Raw genomic sequence first — 20,482 nt, forward strand, 5'->3', positions numbered from 1 at the left:
TTCGCTTTTTGTTCACTTTTTGTCAGGAGGTGTTTTGCACCCATAAGCCGTTGTTTTTGCTTACGCTCTTTCTGGATTGCAAATCCGTGTACACCGGTTCGATTCCGGTACTCGCCTCCAACAACATCCAAATCGCTGACTTAACCCCGCAGTACACGCGTGCGACGCTCGGTATTTCAAGACGTTCAAGGCCCGCGATTCTGTCGAATTGCGGGCCAGATATGGCGTGTTTTTCGGAACTCCTGCCTACCCCTGTTCGTTCAAGGGGCGCGATTTTGTCTGGTATGTGCTTTACGTTCAGGCGCGCCCTTGTGGCACAACCTCGTATCCCGGCTCCTCCGGCTCATCATCCGTCATTTCGGCAGGGAAGCCCGGGGCGGTGATATCCAGGCCGGTTGCCTCTTCCAGCCGCTTGATAATATTTGGTGAAAGCTCGCGTTCGCCATAGCGTGCGATACCATCGTTAAAGATGTTGATCATCACCGGGTTTATTTCCAGCGGCACCCCGGCGCGGTCGGCGACCTCCTGAAACAGACCGATATCCTTCTTCACCAGATCCATGGTGAAGGAAATATCGCGCGACCCGTTCAAGATGACCTGACTTTCGGTTTCGTGCACGAAGGACGTGCCGGACGAGATTTTGATCGCCTCATAGGTCGTGTTCAGATCCATCCCCGCAGCCTTTGCCGTAACCAGTGCTTCGGCGCAGGTGATCAGGTTGGCGGTGGCAAGATAATTGGTCATCACTTTCAGCACCGAGGCCGAGCCCAGTTCGCCGGTGTGCAAAACCCGACGACCCATTGTCGTCAGGAACGGCAGAATTCGTTCAAACGTTTCCCGGTCACAGCCCGCAAAGATCGAGATATTGCCCGTCGCGGCACGGTGGCACCCGCCAGAAACCGGGCAATCGACGGCCGCACCGCCGCGCGATATGACTTCGGCTCCCAGGCGTTTGACTTCGGCCTCGTCCGTGGTCGACATCTCCATCCAGATCTTGCCGGGGCCCACTTCGGGCAACATCTCCTGCATCACTGCATCCGATGCTGCCGGAGACGGCAGACAGGTGATCACCGCATCGCAATCGCGCATCAACTGGGCGGGCCCCTCAGCCGCCTTTGCACCTTTGGCGACAAACTCGGCCACCAGATCCGCGTTCAGGTCATGCACAGTCAGATCAATGCCGTTGCGCAAAAGGGATCCCGAAAGCTTGCCGCCTACGTTACCCAGACCGATAAATCCCACTTTCATATGACGCATCTCCAAGTTCGTCGTTTTCCCGTCATGCGACCACATACCGAACACATTCTTCATGCCGCCGAACGACGCCTACAGGTCGCTTTTTTCTCCTTGGCTTATTTGTTGCGCGCGAACCGCTTGACAAGCGGGTCAGCGGTGCCGCATGTCCCTGTCGTTGGTGTCGGCGACAGCCGATGAAAAGGGAATGCGTCAACGGTTCATCCGCCAAACGCAGCCGCCCCCGCGACCGTGACCGGAGAGGATGCCCAATGCCACTGGCCTGTGCCGGGAAGGCGGGACATCCGACAGAGCGACCGCTCTGGCATCCGCAAGCCGGGAGACCTGCCAACACCCGAAGTTGAAACCGGGCGGGGTGTTCCGGTGTCGGGTCCATGTGCAGACGTGGTGCCCGCATGAAACCCCGTCCCCCGCGAAGAGGATTTGGGGGGATGAGAGACATGAGCGAGAACGCACCGGTAGAGCTACTGGTCTGCACGACTTGCCGCCGGGGTCTGCCCGTCGAGGATGACGCTGAGCGACCCGGCACATTGTTGCACAAGGCCCTGGAACAGGCTGTCCTGCCGGATGGCATCATTCTGAAACCGGTCGAATGCCTTTCGAACTGCGATCAGGGCTGTTCCATCGTGCTTCGGGGCGGGCCGGATCGCTGGACCTTTGTTTACGAGAATCTGAACGAAATCGATCACGTCGATGTCATCATCGATGGCGCGACTAAGTATCTGGCCACAGGCGATGGTCTGGTGAAATGGCGCGACCGTCCTGAACATTTCCGCAAAAACTGCGCCTCGCGCATTCCCCCGATTGGAGCCTGAGATCATGTCGAACCTTGAAAAACTCCCCGTCACTGTGATCACCGGCTTTCTGGGCTCGGGCAAAACCACGCTGGTGCGCCATCTGATGCAGAACCCGCAGGGCAAGCGCCTTGCGATTGTTGTTAACGAGTTTGGCGATGTGGGTGTTGATGGCGACATCCTGAAGTCCTGCGCGATTCCGGAATGCCCTGCGGAAAACATCATGGAACTGGCAAACGGCTGCATCTGCTGCACCGTGGCCGACGATTTCATCCCGACCATCGAGGCGCTGATGGCGCTGGAACCGCGCCCGGATCACATTTTGATCGAAACATCCGGCCTTGCACTGCCCAAACCGCTGCTGAAAGCGTTTGATTGGCCTGATATCCGTTCGAAAATTACCGTTGATGGCGTTATTGCGCTGGCCGATGCCGAGGCCGTGGCCGCCGGTCGCTTTGCTCCGAACGTTGAAGCGGTGGATGCCCAACGGCTGGCTGATGACTCGATCGACCACGAAACACCCTTGTCCGAGGTGTTCGAGGATCAGATCTCGTGCGCGGATATCATCCTGCTGACCAAGCCCGATCTGGCAGGTCCCGAAGGTGTCGCGAAAGCTAAACAGATCATCGCCGCTGAGGCGCCGCGCCCGCTTCCCGTCGTCGAGGTTGCCGAGGGTGTCGTCGACGTACGCGTCGTGCTTGGCCTTGAGGCTGCCGCCGAAAATGACATGGACGCGCGCCCGTCACATCACGATGGCCATCACGATCATGAGCATGACGATTTCGAAAGCATCATCGTCGAGTTGCCGGAACAGACCGACCCGGCGGAACTGGTTGCCAGGATTGAACGTCTGGCAACTGAGCTGAATATCCTGCGCGTCAAAGGCTATGCCGCCGTCACTGGCAAACCGATGCGCCTGCTGGTTCAGGCTGTCGGCGCACGGGTTCGTCACCAATACGACCGCCCGTGGGAGCCCGGTGAAGAGCGCCGCTCGCGCCTGGTCGTCATTGCCGAACATGACGACATCAAAGAGGCTGAGATCCGTGATATCCTAGTGGGTGTGACCGAGGTTGCCGAGTAAGTCATGCACGTCGTCTTTCGCGAAAGCCACGGGCTCGAGGAAACCGAGACCCCAACCGATCTGGGCCAAAGCCCAGCCGATCTGGTTGTGCTGTCCTTTTCCGACAGTGACCTGGGCGCTTTCGCGGCGGGCTGGCATCGCGGCGGCGGACCTGAGGGGCGGATGCCAACCTTGCGACTGGCCAATCTTGCAGCATTGAAACACCCACTGTCCGTCGACACCTATGTTGAACAGACACTTGAAGGCGCAAAGGGCATCCTGATCCGTCTGATCGGTGGCGTGCCCTATTGGTCTTACGGGTTGCAACAGGTTCTGGCACTGGCACAGGCCAAAGGCATCGCGCTGGCCGTTTTACCGGCGGATGGGCGCGAAGACACTCGGTTGGATGAGTATTCGACCCTGCCCCTCTCGACCCTGCGGCGGCTGGCACATCTTTGTGATACCGGCGGAGAAGTCGCCGCGCAGGCCGCATTGGCCCAGATGGCGTTAGCAGCAGGGCTTTATGCCGGCCCGGTGATGGGCGCGAAAACCGTGCCCGAATGCGGTGCGTGGTGCCCGGAACAAGGTGTCATCCCGGTGGATTCCGCGTTCGAGAACGATGCTAAACGCATTCTCGTAACCTTCTACCGCGCTTATCTGACATCAGCAGACACAGCCCCGGTCGCGGCCCTGATCCGCAGCTTGCGCGCCCGCGGGCTCCAGGCGGTGGGTTTGTTCGCCCCGTCGCTCAAGGCCCCGGCCGCTGCCAACTGGCTCAGGGAACAGGTCGTTGCCCTGAGACCATCGGCCATCATCAACGCCACTTCATTCTCGGGAAAGGGCGCGTCTGGCACGTCGCCTTTGGACGCGGCGGATGTGCCGGTGTTTCAGGTCGCCCTCGCCACCTCGCGACGCAAGGCTTGGGCCGAGGCCGAACGCGGCCTGTCGCCTGCCGACCTCGCCATGCATGTGGTATTACCCGAAGTGGACGGGCGAATATCAGCAGGCATTGCCTCCTTCAAAGAGCCGGGCAAGCGCGATCCGCATCTGGAATACTCGCGTTTTGCGCATCGGGCCGAGCCGGACCGGATCGAGGCGATCATCGACCGGGTATCGGGCTGGCTCGCCCTGAATGACAAACCCAAGGCAGACCAGATCCCCGCGTTGGTACTGTCCACATATCCAGGCAAAGACTGGCAGATGGCCCATGCGGTCGGTCTCGACGCGTTGGCCTCAGCCGAAGCGATGCTGTCTGATCTTCACGGTGAAGGCTACGACATCACGGCTGCCGAACCGATTGCCGACACACTCTTGGACGCCCGGGTATCGTGGCCGCTTGAGGATTATCTGAGTGCACTCGCTGAATTGCCCGAGACCCTGCGCACCGATCTGCACACCGTATGGGGCGATCCCGAGCAAGACCCAATTTTCGCTCATGACGCGTTTCACTTCACGGCTTTGCGACGCGGCAAGGCACTGGTCGCACTGCAACCAGAACGCGGAACACCCGAGCTGCGCGATGACGACTATCACGACCTTTCGCGCACCCCGCGCCATAGCTATGTCGCCTTCTATTTGTGGCTGCGCAAAGGTCTTGGAGCGGATGCGCTGATCCATATCGGTGCGCATGGCACGCTGGAATGGCTGCCCGGCAAATCAGTCGCCCTATCGGCAAACTGTTGGCCCGAGGCACTGATCCGTGACCTGCCGGTGATCTACCCGTTCATCGTCAACGACCCGGGCGAGGCCGCGCAGGCCAAACGCCGGATCGGCGCGGTGACCCTGGGCCACATCCCGCCTCCCATGAAAGAAAGCGGAACGCCTGACCGGATGGTGCGGCTGGAAGCCCTGCTGGACGAATTTTCAAACGCGGACGGTCTTGACCCCAGACGCCGCGACCGGCTGCAGGAAGATATCCGGGAAGAAGCACAGGCCATTGGACTGGAGAACGATCTGGGTCTGGATCAGGCCACCAGCACCGCCGAAGCAATCACGCGCATTGACCGCTTTGTCTGCGATATCAAAGAAAGTCAGTTCGGCGACGGGCTGCACGTCTATGGGCGTGTACCGGACGTGACCGGCAGTTTCGACCCAGCCCCATCCGCCCATGCCGAACGCAAGGCCCTGATCAATGCGCTGGCCGGCAAGAGGATCGAGGCTGGCCCGTCCGGCTCGCCCTATCGGGGCCGCTTTGACGTGCTGCCGACCGGGCGAAACCTTTACACCACCGATCCGCGATCTGTGCCCACCCGCGCAGCTTACACGCAAGGCGTGAAACTGGCCGAGGAACTGGTACGGCGGCACTTGCAGGAGGAAGGTGATTACCCGAAAGGGCTGATTGTCGATCTGTGGGGATCGGCCACCATGCGCACTGCGGGCGAAGAATTCGCCATGGCCCTGCACCTGCTGGGTGTAAAGCCGGTTTGGGACAAGGGATCCGAGCGGGTTTCGGGTATCGAAGTTTTACCCATCACCGACCTGAGCCGCCCGCGTCTGGACGTCACCCTGCGGGTTTCGGGCTTGTTTCGCGATGTGTTCCCCACATTGTCAGCCCTTTATGGTCAGGCGGTTCGGGCTTTGTCAGAGCGTGATGAAGCGACCGACTGGAACCCCTATGCCGGTCACGCCCCGGCTACGCGGGTGTTTGGCCCGGCACCCGGCAGTTACGGCCTGAACATGACCCATCTGTCCGAGACCTATACGGACGAGGCGCGCGCCCAAGCCGGGGAGGCATGGCTTGAGGCCAGCTCGTACGCGCTGGAAGGTGAACACATCGCGCAGGACAAAGCGGGAATCACGGATCGTGTCGCCAATGCCGACAGTTTTGTTCACCTCCAGGATCTGACGGAAACTGACCTGCTGCTGGCCAACGACTATGCCACGCATGAAGCCGGTTTTGCCGCCGCCAAAAAGGTCGCTGGGGGCACCGCTCAGCTTTACCATCTGGACAACACCAACCCAGATAATCCGCGCGCCCGGACTCTGCCGGAAGAAATCAGCCGCGTCGTTCATGCCCGCGCTGCCAACCCCGGCTGGATTGCGGGGATGCAGCGCCATGGTTTTCGCGGCGCCGCCGAGATTGCTGCGACGCTGGATCACATGGCCTCTTTCGCGCATCTGTCCGGCACTGTCGCTCCGCATCTGTTTGATCTCTATCACGAAGCCACATTGGGTAATGAGGCCGTTGATACCTTTCTACAAGAGACCAACCCGAAGGCCCATCAGGCCATGCAAGACAGGTTCCGTGCATTGCTGGAAGCGGGGCTTTGGAACACGCGCCGGAATTCGATCCGGGCCGATTTGGAGGGTTTGAGATGAGTGCACCTATCGTTCAAGGCTGGTGTCCCGGCGCGCATCGCCCGATGATGTCAGGCGACGGGCTGGTCGTGCGGGTCCGTCCGCGTCTGGCGCGACTGAATGCCAGGCAGGCTATTGGCTTGTGCGAACTGGCTGAACAGTTCGGCAACGGCACCATTGACCTGACCAATCGTGCCAACCTGCAGCTGCGCGGCGTGGATGAGCGCGACCACCAGCCGTTGCTTGTGGAGCTTGCGGCGCTGGACTTGCTTGATGCGGAACCCGGCATCGAAGTACGCCGCAATATTCTGGTCACTCCGCTCTATCAGGCGGGCGATTTGACCGCGCGGCTGACGCAGGAATTGATCGATCGACTGGCGGAACTGCCTGCTCTGCCCGCTAAGTTCGGTTTTGCCATAGATACAGGCCCGACGCGCCTGTTGGCCTCGGATTCCGCAGATATTCGTCTGGAACTGGGTGCTGACGGTCTGATCCTGCGCGCCGACGGCTGCAAAACCGGGCGGTGTGTGGCCGAAGGCGACGCCATCGACCACGTGATCGCGCTGGCCCGTTGGTTTGCCCAGACCTATACGGCCGAGACACGCCGCATGGCGCGGGTCGCCTACGCGCTGCCACAGGATTGGCAGGGATTTGCCCCCGGTCCTATCGGTGAAAAACTGCAACCCGGCCCCTGTGAACTGGGTTCTCTCTACGGCGCGGCATTCGGCTCGCTGCCTGCGCGCAAGCTTTGTGAACTGGTTGAAGCCAGCGGCGCTTCTGCCCTGCGTGTCACCCCGTGGCGGCTGATCCTGCTGGAAGGCGGGGCGGCGATACCCTCCCCGGATTTCGTCATGGACGGAGCCGATCCGATGATGACAACCGACGCCTGCCCCGGCGCGCCGTTCTGCCCGCAAGCGCAGGTGGAAACCCGCGACATCGCCCGTGCATTGGCTCGGCGCATTCACGGTCGTCTGCATGTCTCGGGCTGCGCCAAGGGGTGCGCCCATATGGGCCCGGCCGAGATCACAGTGGTCGGCAACAACGGGCGATTTGATCTTGTCAAACAGGGCTGCGCAGGGGATGAGCCCTGCCAACGCGGCCTCGACTCCGAAACACTCATGACCATGGACTTCACCTGATGCCCTACACTTACGAAACTGATGGCGCGGCGATCTACAAGGAAAGCTTTGCCACCATCCGGTCCGAGGCTGATCTGGCCCGCTTTGATACCGATGAAGAGCAGGTCGCCGTTCGGATGATCCACGCCGCCGGCATGGTCGGGCTGGAGGAGTTTGTACATTTCTCACCCGGATTTGTGCAGGCCGCACGCACGGCGCTGGAAAACGGCGCGGCGATCCTGTGTGACGCGCGCATGGTCAGCGAAGGTGTGACCCGCTTCCGTCTGCCTGCCGACAACCAGGTGATCTGCACCCTCCATGACGAACGCGTGCGCCCTCTGGCCACCAAGATGAGCAACACCCGTTCTGCCGCTGCGCTGGAATTCTGGCGTCCGCATCTGGAAGGTGCTCTGGTCGCCATTGGAAACGCGCCCACCGCGCTGTTTCACTTGCTGAACATGCTGGAAGACCCGGATTGCCCGCGCCCTGCTGCGATCATCGGCTGCCCGGTCGGATTTGTCGGAGCGGTGGAATCCAAAGACGCGTTGTGGCAGGCGCAACCCGTCCCCTCCTGCATTGTCAAAGGCCGTCTGGGTGGCAGCGCCATCACCGTTGCAGCCATCAACGCCATCGCAAGCCGGGCGGAATGAAAATGGGTACCATATACGGCGTGGGCCTTGGCCCCGGTGACCCTGATCTGATGAGTGTCCGGGCCGATCGCCTTCTACGCAACGCCAAACACGTGGCATTCTTTCGCAAACCGGGTCGCAGCGGTCAGGCCCGCAAAATCGTCAACGGGATGATCCCCGAAGGCGCGATTGAATTCCCGATGGAATACCCGGTGACCACCGAAATCCCGGTCACTGATCCGCGTTATAACGAGTTGCTGGCCGCGTTCTATGAAGAGTGCACAGCACACCTGAAGACGCTGTCGGAACAGGGTGAGGATGTGGTGGTACTGTGTGAGGGCGATCCGTTTTTCTACGGCTCGTTCATGCATCTTTACAATCGGTTGCGTGACGAAGCTCCGGTCGAGGTTGTACCAGCCATCACCGGTATGTCCGGTGCATGGACGGCCACCGGCGATCCGATCACCTGGGGGGATGATGTGCTGACCGTTCTGGTCGGCACCCTGCCCGAGGAGGTTCTGGCTGAACGCATGGCGAAGACAGATGCTTTGGTCGTGATGAAGATCGGGCGGAACATCGACAAGGTGAAACGCGCACTGAAAACCTCCGGGTTGTACGACCGCGCATGGATTGTCGAATACGCGCAAATGCCGAACCAGACGGTGACAAAACTGTCTGAGGCCTGCGAGAAGATCACCCCGTATTTCTCGATAATCGTTGTTCATGGTCAGGGGCGCCGACCATGAGCGGCTGGGTCAAGATCGCAGGCCTTGGTCCGGGCAACGAAGCGCAGGTCACCCCCGAAGTTACAGCGGCTTTGGCCGACGCCACTGATGTGGTGGGCTATATCCCTTATGTGGCCCGCGTGGCCGACCGCCCCGGCCTGACCCTGCACGCCAGTGACAACCGGGTTGAAATCGACCGCTCGCAACACGCGCTGCAAATGGCCGCCGACGGCAGGCGGGTGGTTGTTGTGTCCTCGGGCGATCCCGGTGTGTTTGCTATGGCTGCAGCTGTGTTCGAAGCGTTGGAGAATGGCCCAACAGAATGGCGTGACATTCAGATAGATGTGCTGCCGGGGATCACCGCGATGCTGGCCGCATCTGCCCGCGCAGGCGCTCCGATGGGGCATGATTTCTGCGCCATCAACCTTAGCGACAACCTAAAGCCCTGGTCGCTGATCGAAAAACGCCTGCGCTTGGCTGCGCAGGCCGATTTCTCGATGGCATTCTACAACCCCCGCTCGAAGTCACGCCCGGAAGGTTTTGTAAAGACATTGGAAATCCTGCGCGAAGAATGCGAGCCCAAGCGGGTGATCCTGTTTGCGCGCGCCGTGTCACGAGCGGATGAGGCGATCCGGATTTCCACACTGGCCGAGGCCACGCCCGAGATGGCGGATATGCAGACCGTGGTAATTGTCGGCTCCTCGCGCACTCGCGTCATCGAACGCAATGGCACGCCGATCGTCTATACGCCACGCTTCACCCCGGTCGAGGATCAGGGATGAGACAGCCAGTCCAGAACCTGTGCGACAGTCGAAAGCTCGGTCCGCTTGGGAAGCACCGGGCGGTCGATCATAAGCACTGGCAGGCCCAGCGCCCGCGCTGCGTCCAGCTTGGCGCGCGCGCCCGAGCCGCCCGCGTTCTTGGACACCACAAGTTGCGTCCTATGTTGCTGCATCAGTGCGCGGTCATCGGCTTCTGCAAAAGGACCCCGGGCCACGACAATCTGCGCCAGAGGCAAGGGCAAGCTGTCGGGTTCGTCCACCAGACGCAGCAGGTAGTGGTGCTGGGGCTGGGCAGCAAAGTCTTCAAGATGCATACGTCCGACAGCCAGGAACACACGCTGAGGATCACCTGCAAGCGCATCGACGGCGGCAGGGATATCGGGCACGCGGTGCCAGACATCGCCGGGTTGCGGCTTCCACGCCGCGCGGGTCAAGGCGGCCAGTGGAACCTGAGTTGTGTGACACGCCTCAATCGCGTTCCGGCTCATCTGCGCCGCAAATGGATGGGTCGCATCCACGACATGGGTGATCGCGTTTTCACGGATGTAGTGGGCCAGACCTTCCGGGCCGCCAAACCCGCCAACTCGCACCGGCAACGGCTGCGGACGCGGGGTTTCCACCCGTCCCGCATAAGAATACACAGCCGTAATCCCTTGTTCCGCAACAGCTTTGGCCAAAGCGTTGGCCTCGGTCGTGCCGCCAAGAATCAGGAGGTTGGGCATGTCTGAGTCTCCGTGGCTGACCGTTTTGGGATTGGGCGAAGATGGGCTTGATGGCCTGTCGCCTGCAAGCCGTCAAGTGCTGGACCGGGCCGAAGTGATCATGGGGCCGCCTCGTCACCTGTCGCTGCTGCCGGAAAACGAGGCTGAACGGGTCGAATGGCCGGTGCCGTTCTCGGACGGATTGCCGATCCTGAAAGGCCTGCGCGGACGGCAGACGGTGGTTCTGGCGTCAGGTGATCCGTTCTGGTTTGGCGCAGGGTCCGTCATCGCGCGTAACTTCGATGCCAAAGAGTGGACCGCCCTGCCCGGCCAGTCCACGTTTTCGCTGGCCGCCGCGCGGCTGGGCTGGCCTTTGGAAAGCACGCCGACGTTCGGCCTGCACGCTGCGCCTTTGACCCGATTGCGGCCGCATCTGGCCCCGGATCTTCATGCCATTGTGCTTTTGCGTGACGGCAAGGCGGTTGCTGAACTGGCGACATATCTGAGCGAAACCGGTTTTGCCGACAGCGCGTTGCATGTGATGCAGGCCCTCGGCGGCCCGCGGGAAAGCATCCAGACAGTGAGCCTGACCGAAGCTCTGCTGGGAACCTTCGATCATCCTGTCTGCGTCGGGTTGGAAGTGACCGGCACTGGGCAGGGACTGTCCAAGGCCTCGGGCAAGCCGGATGATCTATTTGAAACCGACGGCCAGATCACCAAACGCCCGATCCGGGCACTGACCCTGTCCGCACTGGCACCGCAGCGGGGCGAACATCTGTGGGACATTGGCGGTGGCACCGGCTCGATCAGTATTGAATGGCTGATGTGCGACCCGACCCTGACCGCCGCCAGTATCGAACCCCGCGCCGACAGGGCCGAACGCATTCGCCGCAATGCCGACGCGCTGGGGCAGGATCGGTTACAGGTTGTCCACGGCACAGCACCCGAAGCGCTGGCCGGTTTGCCACTGCCGGATGTGGTTTTCATCGGCGGTGGGCTAAGCGCCAGCCTGCTGGCGTGGCTTCGCGACGCCCTGCCCGCTGGCACCCGGATGGTCGCCAACGCGGTAACGCTGGAAAGCGAAGCCCTGTTGGCGCGATGGCACCAAGACCTGGGCGGAGACCTGTTGCGGATCGAACTGGCTCATTCTGCACCGCTCGGACCGCGGCGCGGCTGGAAATCTGCCTATCCGGTCGTCCAGTGGAGCGTGACGTTATGATCGTGGCAGGCTTGGGCTTCTCATCCGACGCGACGGCAGACAGTTTGCGCGCCGCCTATGACGCGGCAGCGGCCAGCCATGATGTCCAAGCTCTGGCGACGGTCGCTGACAAAAACGGCCACTCTGCGCTGGTGGCCTTTGCGGAAAGCCTTGCTCTTCCGCTGCATTTCGTGGCGGCTGCCGATTTGGCCGGACAACGCACCCTGACATGCTCGAACCGCAGCCGTGCCGCTTATGGCACCGGCAGCGTTGCCGAAGCATCGGCCCTTGCCGCCGCCGGGTCCGGCGCGCGACTGCTTTCACCCAGACATATTTCGGACGACCGGCTGGCCACCTGCGCCATCGCCATCGGAGGACAAACATGACCGTTCATTTCATCGGCGCCGGACCGGGCGCTGCAGACCTGTTGACATTGCGTGGGCGCGACATCATTGCCTCGTGTCCCGTGTGCCTTTATGCCGGATCGCTGGTGCCCGAGGAAATTCTGAGCCACTGCCCCAAAGACGCAAAAATCATCAACACTGCGCCCATGGATCTGGACCAGATCATGGCCGAGATCGAAGTCGCGCATAAAGCGGGTCAGGATGTGGCACGGCTGCATTCGGGCGATTTGTCAGTCTGGTCAGCGATGGGCGAACAAATCCGACGCCTGAAAGAAGTGGGCATTCCGGTCAGCGTCACCCCTGGCGTGCCATCCTTTGCCGCCGCCGCAGCGGCCCTGGGCACCGAACTAACCCTGCCGGGACTAGCGCAGTCGGTGGTTCTGACCAGAACTCCGGGGCGCGCGTCATCCATGCCCGAAGGTGAAACCCTGGTTAATTTTGCCCGTACCGGCGCGACACTGGCCATTCATCTGTCAATCGGCAATCTGGACAAGGTTATTGCAGACCTGACCCCGGCTTATGGCCCGGACTGCCCGGTGGCCGTTGTGTATCGCGCAAGCTGGCCGGATGAACAGATCATCCGCGCAACGCTGGAAACCCTGAAAGGGTCGCTGGATGAAAGCATCTCGCGCACGGCTTTGATCATGGTCGGCCCCGCGCTGGCCGGTGAGGGTTTTGAGGAAAGCTGTCTTTATTCCAGAGATTACGACCGCCGCTATCGCCCGCAAAGTGCCGACAGCCCTTGGTCAAGCTGGAGCCATGGTGATGACTAACCCTCCGGGTATTCTGATTTCAGCACCCTCTTCGGGTACTGGCAAGACGACAGTCATGCTGGGCCTTTTGCGCGCGCTGGCCGAAGATGGCCTGACCGTGCAACCCTTTAAAAGCGGGCCGGATTATATCGATCCCGCCTTTCACCGGGCAGCTGCCGGGCGGGCTTCGTTCAATTTGGACAGCTGGGCGATGGCAGATCCCCTGCTCAGTGCAATTTCTGCTCAGGCCGAAGGCGCTGACATTGTGGTGGCCGAGGGCTCGATGGGTTTGTTCGACGGTGTCGCAAAGCCTGGCGAAGTCGGGCAAGGATCGAGCGCCGAGACCGCCCTGCGCATGGGCTGGCCCGTTGTGCTTGTGCTGGATGTGGGCGGGCAGGCACAATCAGCGGCGGCAACGGCGCTGGGGTTCAGGATGTACAATCCCGATCTGCCCTTTGCCGGAGTGATCCTGAACCGATGCGCCAGCCCCCGCCACGAACGCCTGACCCGTCTGGGAATGGAGCGCGCGGGCCTGCCTGTTCTGGGCGTGCTGCCCCGCCGTGGTGATTTGACCCTGCCAGAGCGGCATCTGGGACTTATTCAGGCGGTCGAACACCCCGATCTGGAAAGCGCCATTGTAGGCTATGCTGCGTTTTTACGAGAACATGTGGACCTTGACGCAATCAAGCGGGCAGCTTCCTCAGGCCCCAGCGGACCTTCGTCAGCCGCACTGCCGCGGCCCCCGGCCCAGCGGATCGCGCTGGCCCGTGATGCCGCCTTTTCCTTTACCTATCCCCACCTTTTGCAAGGGTGGCACGATGCGGGTGCCGAGATCTTGCCTTTTTCACCCTTGGCAGACGAACCTCCGGCGGCGGATGCCGATCTGGTCTGGTTGCCCGGCGGGTATCCCGAATTGCACGCCGGAACATTGGCAGCGGCCACCACCTTTCTGAGTGGTTTGCGTAAACACGCGGAAACAAAACCGGTGCACGGAGAATGCGGCGGCTACATGGCGCTTGGTCAGGCGCTGATCGACAAGGACGGCGTGCACCATGAAATGGCTGGTTTGCTGGGCCTTGTCACATCTTATCAGAAGCGCAAGTTCAACCTTGGTTACAGAAAGGCCGCCCTTCTGGCCCCTATGCCCGGCTTTGCCAAAGGATCGGCATTGCGCGGACACGAGTTCCATTATTCCTCGATCGTGGACCAACCGGACGCCCCATTGGCACGCGTGTTTGACGCCGAAGGGGAAGAAGGCCCGCAAACCGGATCACTGCGTGGCAATGTCACTGGCACGTTCTTTCACCTGATTGCGGAGGCGTCGGCATGAGTGGCTTTGTCTCTTTCATCGGCTCTGGCCCCGGAGATCCGGAACTGCTGACGCTCAAGGCGGTGGACCGGATGCAAAAGGCCGACGCGATCTTGTTCGACGATCTCAGCAGCGGCCCGATCCTGAGCCATGCGCGCGACGATGTGGATCTGGTTGGTGTCGGAAAGCGGGCCGGTCGTCCGTCACCCAAGCAGGACCATGTCAGCCGGTTGCTGGTGGATTACGCGCAATCCGGTCAGCATGTGGTGCGCCTGAAATCCGGAGACGGCGGTATGTTCGGACGGCTTGAGGAAGAGCTTGTCGCCCTGCGCGCAGCCGGTATCGCCTATGAGATCATTCCCGGCGTCCCCTCAGCAGTGGCAGCGGCAGCGGCCGCAGGCATTCCATTGACGCGTCGGCTTACGGCCCGGCGGGTTCAGTTCGTGACCGGCCATGACGTCAGTGGTGAGTTGCCCGACGACCTGAACCTCAAGGCGCTGGCCGATCCGCAGGCCACCACCGTCGTTTTCATGGGCAAACGCACCTTCCCCTTGCTCGTCGAAGCCCTGCACACTCAAGGTTTGCCTTTGGATACTCCGGCGCTTATGGCCGAATCCGTCTCAACCCCCGACCAAAAACTGCAACGCGCCACGATTGGCGCGCTGGCAGAGCAGCTGAAAACCGAGATCGGCAAAGCACCGGCACTGATTCTTTACGGCCCGCTGGCGGAGTTCGACGATGATTGATCTGAGCCTGATCGGCATCGGCACCGGCAATCCGGATCATGTAACGTTTCAGGGCGCGCAGGCGATCCGGGCGGCGGATTTGATCCTGATTCCACGCAAAGGGGAAAACAAGGCTGATCTGGCCGGGCTACGTGAAGCGATCATTGAGCGTGTCGCCGAAACGCCGCCACAGATCGCCTATTTCGATATTCCCCAGCGCCGGGCCGACGATGGCTACCTGCGCGGTGTCGATGAATGGCACGACGCCATCGCCCTGCGCTGGCAAGCGGCCATTGCCGCTCATCCAGAGGCGCAGCATGTCGCGTTGCTGATCTGGGGGGATCCGTCCCTCTATGACAGCTCATTGCGTATCGCTGCCCGGTTGAACCCGCAACCCGATACCAAGGTTATCCCCGGCATCACCGCGTTGCAGGCGCTGACCGCTGCCCATGTGATTCCCATCAATGATCTGGGCGCGCCCTACGTTGTCACAACCGGTCGTCGTATCCGGGACGAAGGCTGGCCCGATGCGGACTCGAACGTCGCGGTGATGCTGGATGGCGAATGCTCGTTCCAAACCCTTGATTTGGCAGATTATGACATCTGGTGGGGCGCCTATGTGGGTATGAAAGAAGAGGTTCTGATCAGTGGCCCGCTGGATGAAGTCGCGCAGAACATCCTTGAGACCCGGGCGAAGGCCCGCGCCGAACATGGCTGGATCATGGATATCTACCTGTTAAAGACGCGCCGGAAAAACCGCACGGGCACATGAACACGGGTTTGTGATGTCGCGGGACGGTAAGGTCTGGCACACAGGTTGCACCTCAATACAGGAGACGTGACAATGAAAGCCCTCATTCCCTTGCTCTGCCTGATCACTTTACCCGTTTGGGCACAAGACGCCCCAGCCGGTTGGGCCGTGTTTCCTGCGGACAAAACCTATTCGGAACTGGTCGATGCAACCAAGGCTGCGATCAAGGACAACGGATTGATAGTGGTCACGCAGGCCGGCCCCACCAAGGCTGCTGCGGCGCGCGGAATCACCATTCCGGGCAATCTGGTTATTGGCGCGTTCAACAACGATTACGCGGTAAGGGTGCTGGAGACCTCTACCAATGCGATGATCGAAGCACCGATCCGTTTCTATGTCACCGAGAACGAGGACGGAACCGCAACCCTGTCTTACAAGACCCCCAGTTTCGTGTTTGACGCTTACATGGCGGAAGGCGGACAAGCCTTGCAGGACATTGCTGCAGAACTTGATAAAACCTTTCAATCTGTCGCTGAAGACGCAGTCAAATAGTCACACTGACGTGATCCGCCTTGCGTCTGGTGGCGTCCTCCGCAATCTGCTTCGAAACGGTTATCTCGGAGCATGACTGATGCAGGACCCCACGCCGCGCGCCGCCGATCTTCTGGCCCAACGCCTGTATGAAGCGGGGTGCCGCCACGCCTTTGGAATGCCGGGGGGTGAGGTGCTGACACTGGTGGATGCGCTTGAAAAGGCGGGCATCACCTTTCATCTGACAAAACATGAAAACTCGGCCGGATTCATGGCCGAGGCCGTGCATCACCGCGACGGCGCACCTGCGATTCTGGTCGCCACTCTGGGTCCGGGCGCGATGAACGGCATCAATGTGGTGGCCAATGCCTTGCAGGACCGTGTTCCGATGATCGTTCTGACCGGTTGCGTCGATGCGGACGAGGCGCTGACCTATACTCATCAGGTTATGGACCACAGCCAGGTTTACCGTTCCATCACCAAGGGCACGTTTACACTGACGGCCAAGGGCGCGGATATCGTCGCAGACAAGGCCGTGTCACTGGCCACACAGCCGCGACCGGGCCCGGTCCATATCGATGTTCCGATCTCGGTCGCGGATACGCCAGTGACGGGCGTGAAACGCCGCCGTCTGGCCAAGGTCGCGCCCGTCAGCCCCAATGGCGAATGCCTTGAAAAGGCCCGGCGCTGGGTGGCTGAGGCCGAGCGCCCAATCGCCATTATTGGTCTCGATGTCCTCTATGACGACTCGCGCAGTGTGGTGCAGGCGTTTTTGGAACATTTCGGAATTCCATTTGTGACCACCTACAAGGCCAAGGGTGTTGTTCCCGAAGATCACCCATTGTGTTTGGGCGGCGCTGGCCTGTCGCCTTTGGCAGACAAGCACCTTGTCCCATTGGTCGAACAAGCCGATCTGGTGCTGTGTCTGGGGTATGACCCGATCGAAATGCGCCCCGGCTGGCGCGAAATCTGGGACCCCGAAGAAAAGCGCGTCATCGACATATCAGCGGTGATCAATGACCACTACATGCATCAGGCGGGTCTTAATCTGGTGGCCGACACGGGCGAGACGCTTGAGGCCATTGCCAAGGGAAACCCCGCCCGCACGACATGGCCGGGTGGTGAGCCCGCGCAGGTCAAAACCGCACTGGCATTGGCCTTTCCCACCGATGAGGACTGGGGACCCGCCGCTGTCATCGCCGAAACGCGCACGACCCTGCCCCCCGAAACACTCGCAACCGCTGACAGCGGCGCGCATCGCATTCTGCTGAGCCAGATGTGGGAATGCAGCGAAGAACGTGGGCTGATCCAATCCTCGGCGCTCTGCACCATGGGCTGTGCTGTCCCAATGGCCATTGGTCTGAAACTGGCCGAGCCCGACCGCCCGGTGATCAGCTTTTCGGGTGATGCCGGGTTTCTGATGGTCGCCGGGGAATTGTCTACGGCGGCTGAAATGGGCGGCAATCCGATCTTTCTTGTCTTCGTAGATGCCAGCCTTGCCCTTATCGAGTTGAAACAACGGCAGCGGCAGATGGTCAATAATGGTGTGGATTTCGGTCACCATGACTTCGCCGCTATGGGTCGTGCTTTTGGTGGGAACGGCCACACTGTCCGCAACCGGGCAGAGTTGCGTGCAGCACTTGAAGCTGCTGTAAAGGCCGAGACATTTACCGTAGTCGCCGCTGAAATCGACCGTGGAGGATACGATGGCCGCATCTGAGGGCCCGCTGAAGGGCGTCAAAGTTCTGGACCTCAGCCGTATTCTGGCCGGGCCAACCTGCACGCAGTTGCTGGGTGATCTGGGCGCAAGTGTCATCAAGATCGAGAACCCTGCCACCGGGGGCGACGACACGCGGCAATGGGGTCCGCCCTATGTCACCGATGCCGATGGCAACCGTTCGGACCTGAGCGCCTATTTCATGTCAGCGAACCGAAACAAGAAATCTGTGGCCTTGGATATCGCAACCGAGAAAGGTCAGGCGGAAGTACGGCGGCTGGCCTCACACGCGGATATTCTGATTGAGAATTTCAAACCCGGCGGTCTCGCGAAATACGGGCTGGACTATGCAACCCTGTCGCAGGAATTCCCTAGCCTCGTTTACTGCTCGATCTCGGGCTACGGCCAAACCGGGCCAAATGCCAGCAAACCCGGCTATGACCTGATGGCACAGGGCTATGGCGGGATCATGTCCCTGACCGGCGACCCGGAAGGCGCGCCGATGAAAGTGGGGGTCGGCATCGCTGATGTGATGTGCGGAATGTATGCAAGCGTTGGCATTCTGGCCGCGCTGCGCCACCGCGACCTGACCGGTGAAGGTCAGCAGGTCGATCTGGCACTTGTTGATTCTCAGATCGCATGGCTGATCAACGAGGGCGTCAATTACCTGACTTCTGGCAACGTTCCGCAGCGCCGTGGAAACGGGCACCCCAACATCGTGCCTTATGACGTTTACGAGACATCCGATGGGCATGTCATTCTGGCGGTTGGAAATGATGGCCAGTTCAGAAAGCTGTGCGGTTTCCTGGGACAACCCGAACTTGCCGACAACCCCAGATTCGTGACCAACCCGGCGCGACTGGAACACCGTGATGCGCTAAACGCCATTCTACGGCCCGCTGTCCAAGGTCTGGATACACGATCAGTAATTTCCGGTCTTGAAGCCGTGAAAGTGCCCGTAGGACCGGTCCAGACGCTGGATCAGGTTTTTGATACGGAACAGGTGGCAGCACGAAAAATGCAGATTTCGATGCAGGCCCAGCCCGGTATCGTGAACCTGATCGGGAATCCCCTGAACTTGTCACGCACGCCTGTAACATATCGCAGCGCGCCACCCACCTGCGGGGCCGATACTGACTGGGTGTTAAGCGCTGAAAACCCGTTCGACGATTGAAACACTTGCACAACTAGGCGGCAAGTTGCTGAAACATGCCTTTGAATCGGCGGATTTTTTCGACTTTCTTACACACGACATTTCACCAATTCGAGAGCGGGGTCGATACTGATACGCCGCTCTCGCACACTCTGTTACATCAAACAGTGTCAAATACCGCAATCAGATTGGACCCAAGTATGAAACAAGACGTTTTTGGACAGATGAACACCTTGGCGCAGCCGGAAGCTGTCGAAGCCTGGAATGGTGTTCTGCTTGGGTTTATGGCGCATGCCGCGGCTACACCCCAACATCTGGGCAAAGTGTTGGAGCTTGAGCCCGATTTTGCTTTGGGTCATGCCGTGAAAGGCCTGTTCATGGCCCTTCTCGGTCGGCGTGAGATGATGGCGGTTGCAGTCGAGGCTTTGGCGGCTGCCAATGCTGCGATGAGCCGGCAGCCCGTCTCGGCGCGCGAGCGGCTGTTTGTCGATGCATTGGGGCTGTATCTGGCGGGACACCTGACACAGGCGGTGCAAAAGTTCGAAGCGGTTCTGCGCGATCACCCACAGGATACGTTGGCGATGAAACTCAGCCATGCGACCCGTTTCGTTCTGGGGGATCCGGATGGAATGCGCCGTTCGATCGAACGGGTAATGCCAGCATATGAACCCGATCACCCCGGTCGCGGCTATCTGCTGGGCTGCCATTCCTTCGCGCTGGAAGAAACCGGAGCCTACGAAAAGGCCGAAATTGCAGGACGTCAGGCGCTTTGGATGGTGTCCGACGATGCCTGGGGTCTGCACGCGGTGGCCCATGTCCATGAAATGACCGGCAACGCGCAGCTGGGCCTTGACTGGCTGGCCGGACGCGAGGCGGCCTGGGCCCATTGCAACAACTTCCGCTATCACGTCTGGTGGCATAAGGCTCTGATGCATCTGGATCTGGGTCAGATTGATCAGGTGATGGATCTGTATGACAACCACGTCCGCAAGGACAAAACCGACGATTACCGCGACATCTCGAACGGAACTTCGCTGCTGATGCGGCTTGAACTTGAAGGCGTAAATGTCGGAAATCGCTGGGAAGAACTGGCTGACCTGAGTGCTGCGCGCACCGAAGACGGCTGCCTGATCTTCGCCGATCTGCACTATCTACTGGCGCTGACCGGTGACAACCGCGCCGACGCCACCGCCAAGATGCTGACCCGCATGAACAAGGATGCAGCGCGTGCCAATGACGACACCACCCGCCGTATGGCCGATCCCGGTGTCGCGGCCGCCATGGGCCTTGAAGCCTTTGGTGACGGCCATTATGGCACGGCATTTGATCACCTGTTGGCGGCGCGCGGTTCAATGCAACTGGCCGGTGGAAGCCACGCACAACGTGATGTATTTGAACGCATTACCATCGACTCGGGTCTGCGTGCCGGGCGTCTGGATGCCGTCGAACGTATTCTGGATGACCGCCGTGCTAAACGCGCCGGCGGTGAAGACAATTATGCCATTGCGCGCCGCGCCCTGATTGATGCGGCGCGCGACGGCGGAGACATGCAAAGCGTCCCCGCCGAGTAACAAGACGACCA

Annotated in this window: 19 protein-coding genes and 1 riboswitch; of the genes, 17 read left to right on the forward strand and 2 right to left on the reverse strand. The window is 60.6% G+C overall.

What is annotated here, in order from left to right; translation table 11 throughout:
• Positions 1–297 precede the first annotated feature (297 nt).
• Positions 298–1,293 carry an NAD(P)-dependent oxidoreductase gene (locus AC2FLZ_RS17275; RefSeq protein ID WP_480517776.1) on the reverse strand — a complete coding sequence of 332 codons (996 nt, stop codon included), beginning with the start codon at positions 1,291–1,293 and terminating at the stop codon, positions 298–300.
• Positions 1,294–1,395: 102 nt separating this feature from the next.
• Positions 1,396–1,600, forward strand: a riboswitch (cobalamin riboswitch).
• 94 nt (positions 1,601–1,694) lie between these two features.
• Here AC2FLZ_RS17275 and AC2FLZ_RS17280 point away from each other — a divergent pair.
• The 7 genes from AC2FLZ_RS17280 to cobJ are packed head-to-tail and all read left to right on the forward strand — an operon-like array spanning position 1,695 to position 9,659.
• Complete coding sequence (locus AC2FLZ_RS17280) at positions 1,695–2,069, forward strand: DUF1636 family protein (protein WP_480504576.1); 375 nt, start codon at positions 1,695–1,697, stop codon at positions 2,067–2,069.
• A gap of 4 nt (positions 2,070–2,073) precedes the next feature.
• Positions 2,074–3,129: a cobalamin biosynthesis protein CobW gene (cobW, locus tag AC2FLZ_RS17285; protein ID WP_480553843.1), complete on the forward strand. Its 1,056-nt coding sequence runs from the start codon at positions 2,074–2,076 to the stop codon at positions 3,127–3,129.
• A 3-nt stretch (positions 3,130–3,132) separates the two neighbouring features.
• Positions 3,133–6,426, forward strand: coding sequence for a cobaltochelatase subunit CobN (gene cobN, locus AC2FLZ_RS17290; RefSeq protein ID WP_480553844.1), 3,294 nt, complete (start codon positions 3,133–3,135; stop codon positions 6,424–6,426).
• The gene (locus tag AC2FLZ_RS17295; RefSeq protein WP_480473496.1) at positions 6,423–7,544 is read left to right on the forward strand and encodes a ferredoxin-like domain-containing protein; all 1,122 of its coding nucleotides are present in this window, start codon (positions 6,423–6,425) and stop codon (positions 7,542–7,544) included. Before cobN ends, AC2FLZ_RS17295 begins: the two co-directional genes overlap by 4 nt.
• Positions 7,544–8,173 carry a precorrin-8X methylmutase gene (locus AC2FLZ_RS17300; protein ID WP_480473498.1) on the forward strand — a complete coding sequence of 210 codons (630 nt, stop codon included), beginning with the start codon at positions 7,544–7,546 and terminating at the stop codon, positions 8,171–8,173. Before AC2FLZ_RS17295 ends, AC2FLZ_RS17300 begins: the two co-directional genes overlap by 1 nt.
• A complete protein-coding gene (locus AC2FLZ_RS17305; RefSeq protein ID WP_480473500.1) occupies positions 8,170–8,898 on the forward strand; it encodes a precorrin-2 C(20)-methyltransferase in 729 nt (242 codons plus the stop codon). The genes AC2FLZ_RS17300 and AC2FLZ_RS17305 overlap by 4 nt, the downstream gene beginning before the upstream one ends.
• Complete coding sequence (gene cobJ, locus AC2FLZ_RS17310) at positions 8,895–9,659, forward strand: precorrin-3B C(17)-methyltransferase (protein WP_496714830.1); 765 nt, start codon at positions 8,895–8,897, stop codon at positions 9,657–9,659. The genes AC2FLZ_RS17305 and cobJ overlap by 4 nt, the downstream gene beginning before the upstream one ends.
• Here the strand turns inward: cobJ and AC2FLZ_RS17315 are convergent.
• A complete protein-coding gene (locus AC2FLZ_RS17315; protein WP_480625039.1) occupies positions 9,650–10,381 on the reverse strand; it encodes a cobalt-precorrin-6A reductase in 732 nt (243 codons plus the stop codon). The two genes, cobJ and AC2FLZ_RS17315, sit on opposite strands and share 10 nt — an antisense overlap.
• On the opposite strand from AC2FLZ_RS17315, the gene cbiE reads away from it, so the two are divergent.
• From cbiE to AC2FLZ_RS17365, 10 genes are all read left to right on the forward strand, one after another.
• Positions 10,380–11,579 (forward strand): precorrin-6y C5,15-methyltransferase (decarboxylating) subunit CbiE, encoded by a 1,200-nt coding sequence (gene cbiE / locus AC2FLZ_RS17320; RefSeq protein WP_496714829.1) that lies wholly within the window; start codon positions 10,380–10,382, stop codon positions 11,577–11,579. The genes AC2FLZ_RS17315 and cbiE overlap by 2 nt on opposite strands.
• Positions 11,576–11,944: a cobalamin biosynthesis protein gene (locus AC2FLZ_RS17325; RefSeq protein ID WP_480476793.1), complete on the forward strand. Its 369-nt coding sequence runs from the start codon at positions 11,576–11,578 to the stop codon at positions 11,942–11,944. Before cbiE ends, AC2FLZ_RS17325 begins: the two co-directional genes overlap by 4 nt.
• Positions 11,941–12,735 (forward strand): precorrin-4 C(11)-methyltransferase, encoded by a 795-nt coding sequence (gene cobM, locus AC2FLZ_RS17330; protein ID WP_480603102.1) that lies wholly within the window; start codon positions 11,941–11,943, stop codon positions 12,733–12,735. The genes AC2FLZ_RS17325 and cobM overlap by 4 nt, the downstream gene beginning before the upstream one ends.
• Complete coding sequence (locus tag AC2FLZ_RS17335; protein ID WP_496808644.1) at positions 12,722–14,044, forward strand: cobyrinic acid a,c-diamide synthase CobB; 1,323 nt, start codon at positions 12,722–12,724, stop codon at positions 14,042–14,044. Before cobM ends, AC2FLZ_RS17335 begins: the two co-directional genes overlap by 14 nt.
• Entirely contained in the window at positions 14,041–14,769 is a 729-nt protein-coding gene (gene cobA, locus AC2FLZ_RS17340) for a uroporphyrinogen-III C-methyltransferase (RefSeq protein WP_496882482.1), read from the forward strand. The genes AC2FLZ_RS17335 and cobA overlap by 4 nt, the downstream gene beginning before the upstream one ends.
• The gene (cobF, locus tag AC2FLZ_RS17345; RefSeq protein ID WP_480517638.1) at positions 14,762–15,520 is read left to right on the forward strand and encodes a precorrin-6A synthase (deacetylating); all 759 of its coding nucleotides are present in this window, start codon (positions 14,762–14,764) and stop codon (positions 15,518–15,520) included. The genes cobA and cobF overlap by 8 nt, the downstream gene beginning before the upstream one ends.
• Positions 15,521–15,592: 72 nt before the next feature.
• Positions 15,593–16,051, forward strand: a complete 459-nt coding sequence (locus AC2FLZ_RS17350; protein WP_496882483.1) for a DUF302 domain-containing protein — start codon at positions 15,593–15,595, stop codon at positions 16,049–16,051.
• Between the two features lie 79 nt (positions 16,052–16,130).
• Positions 16,131–17,750, forward strand: coding sequence for a thiamine pyrophosphate-binding protein (locus AC2FLZ_RS17355; RefSeq protein ID WP_496882484.1), 1,620 nt, complete (start codon positions 16,131–16,133; stop codon positions 17,748–17,750).
• Entirely contained in the window at positions 17,737–18,921 is a 1,185-nt protein-coding gene (locus AC2FLZ_RS17360) for a CaiB/BaiF CoA transferase family protein (RefSeq protein ID WP_480517644.1), read from the forward strand. The genes AC2FLZ_RS17355 and AC2FLZ_RS17360 overlap by 14 nt, the downstream gene beginning before the upstream one ends.
• Before the next feature lie 179 nt (positions 18,922–19,100).
• On the forward strand, positions 19,101–20,471 hold the full coding sequence (locus tag AC2FLZ_RS17365) for a tetratricopeptide repeat protein (RefSeq protein WP_480517646.1): 1,371 nt from the start codon (positions 19,101–19,103) through the stop codon (positions 20,469–20,471).
• Positions 20,472–20,482 lie beyond the last annotated feature (11 nt).

The sequence above is a fragment of the Ruegeria sp. YKSF131 genome, from assembly GCF_059612645.1.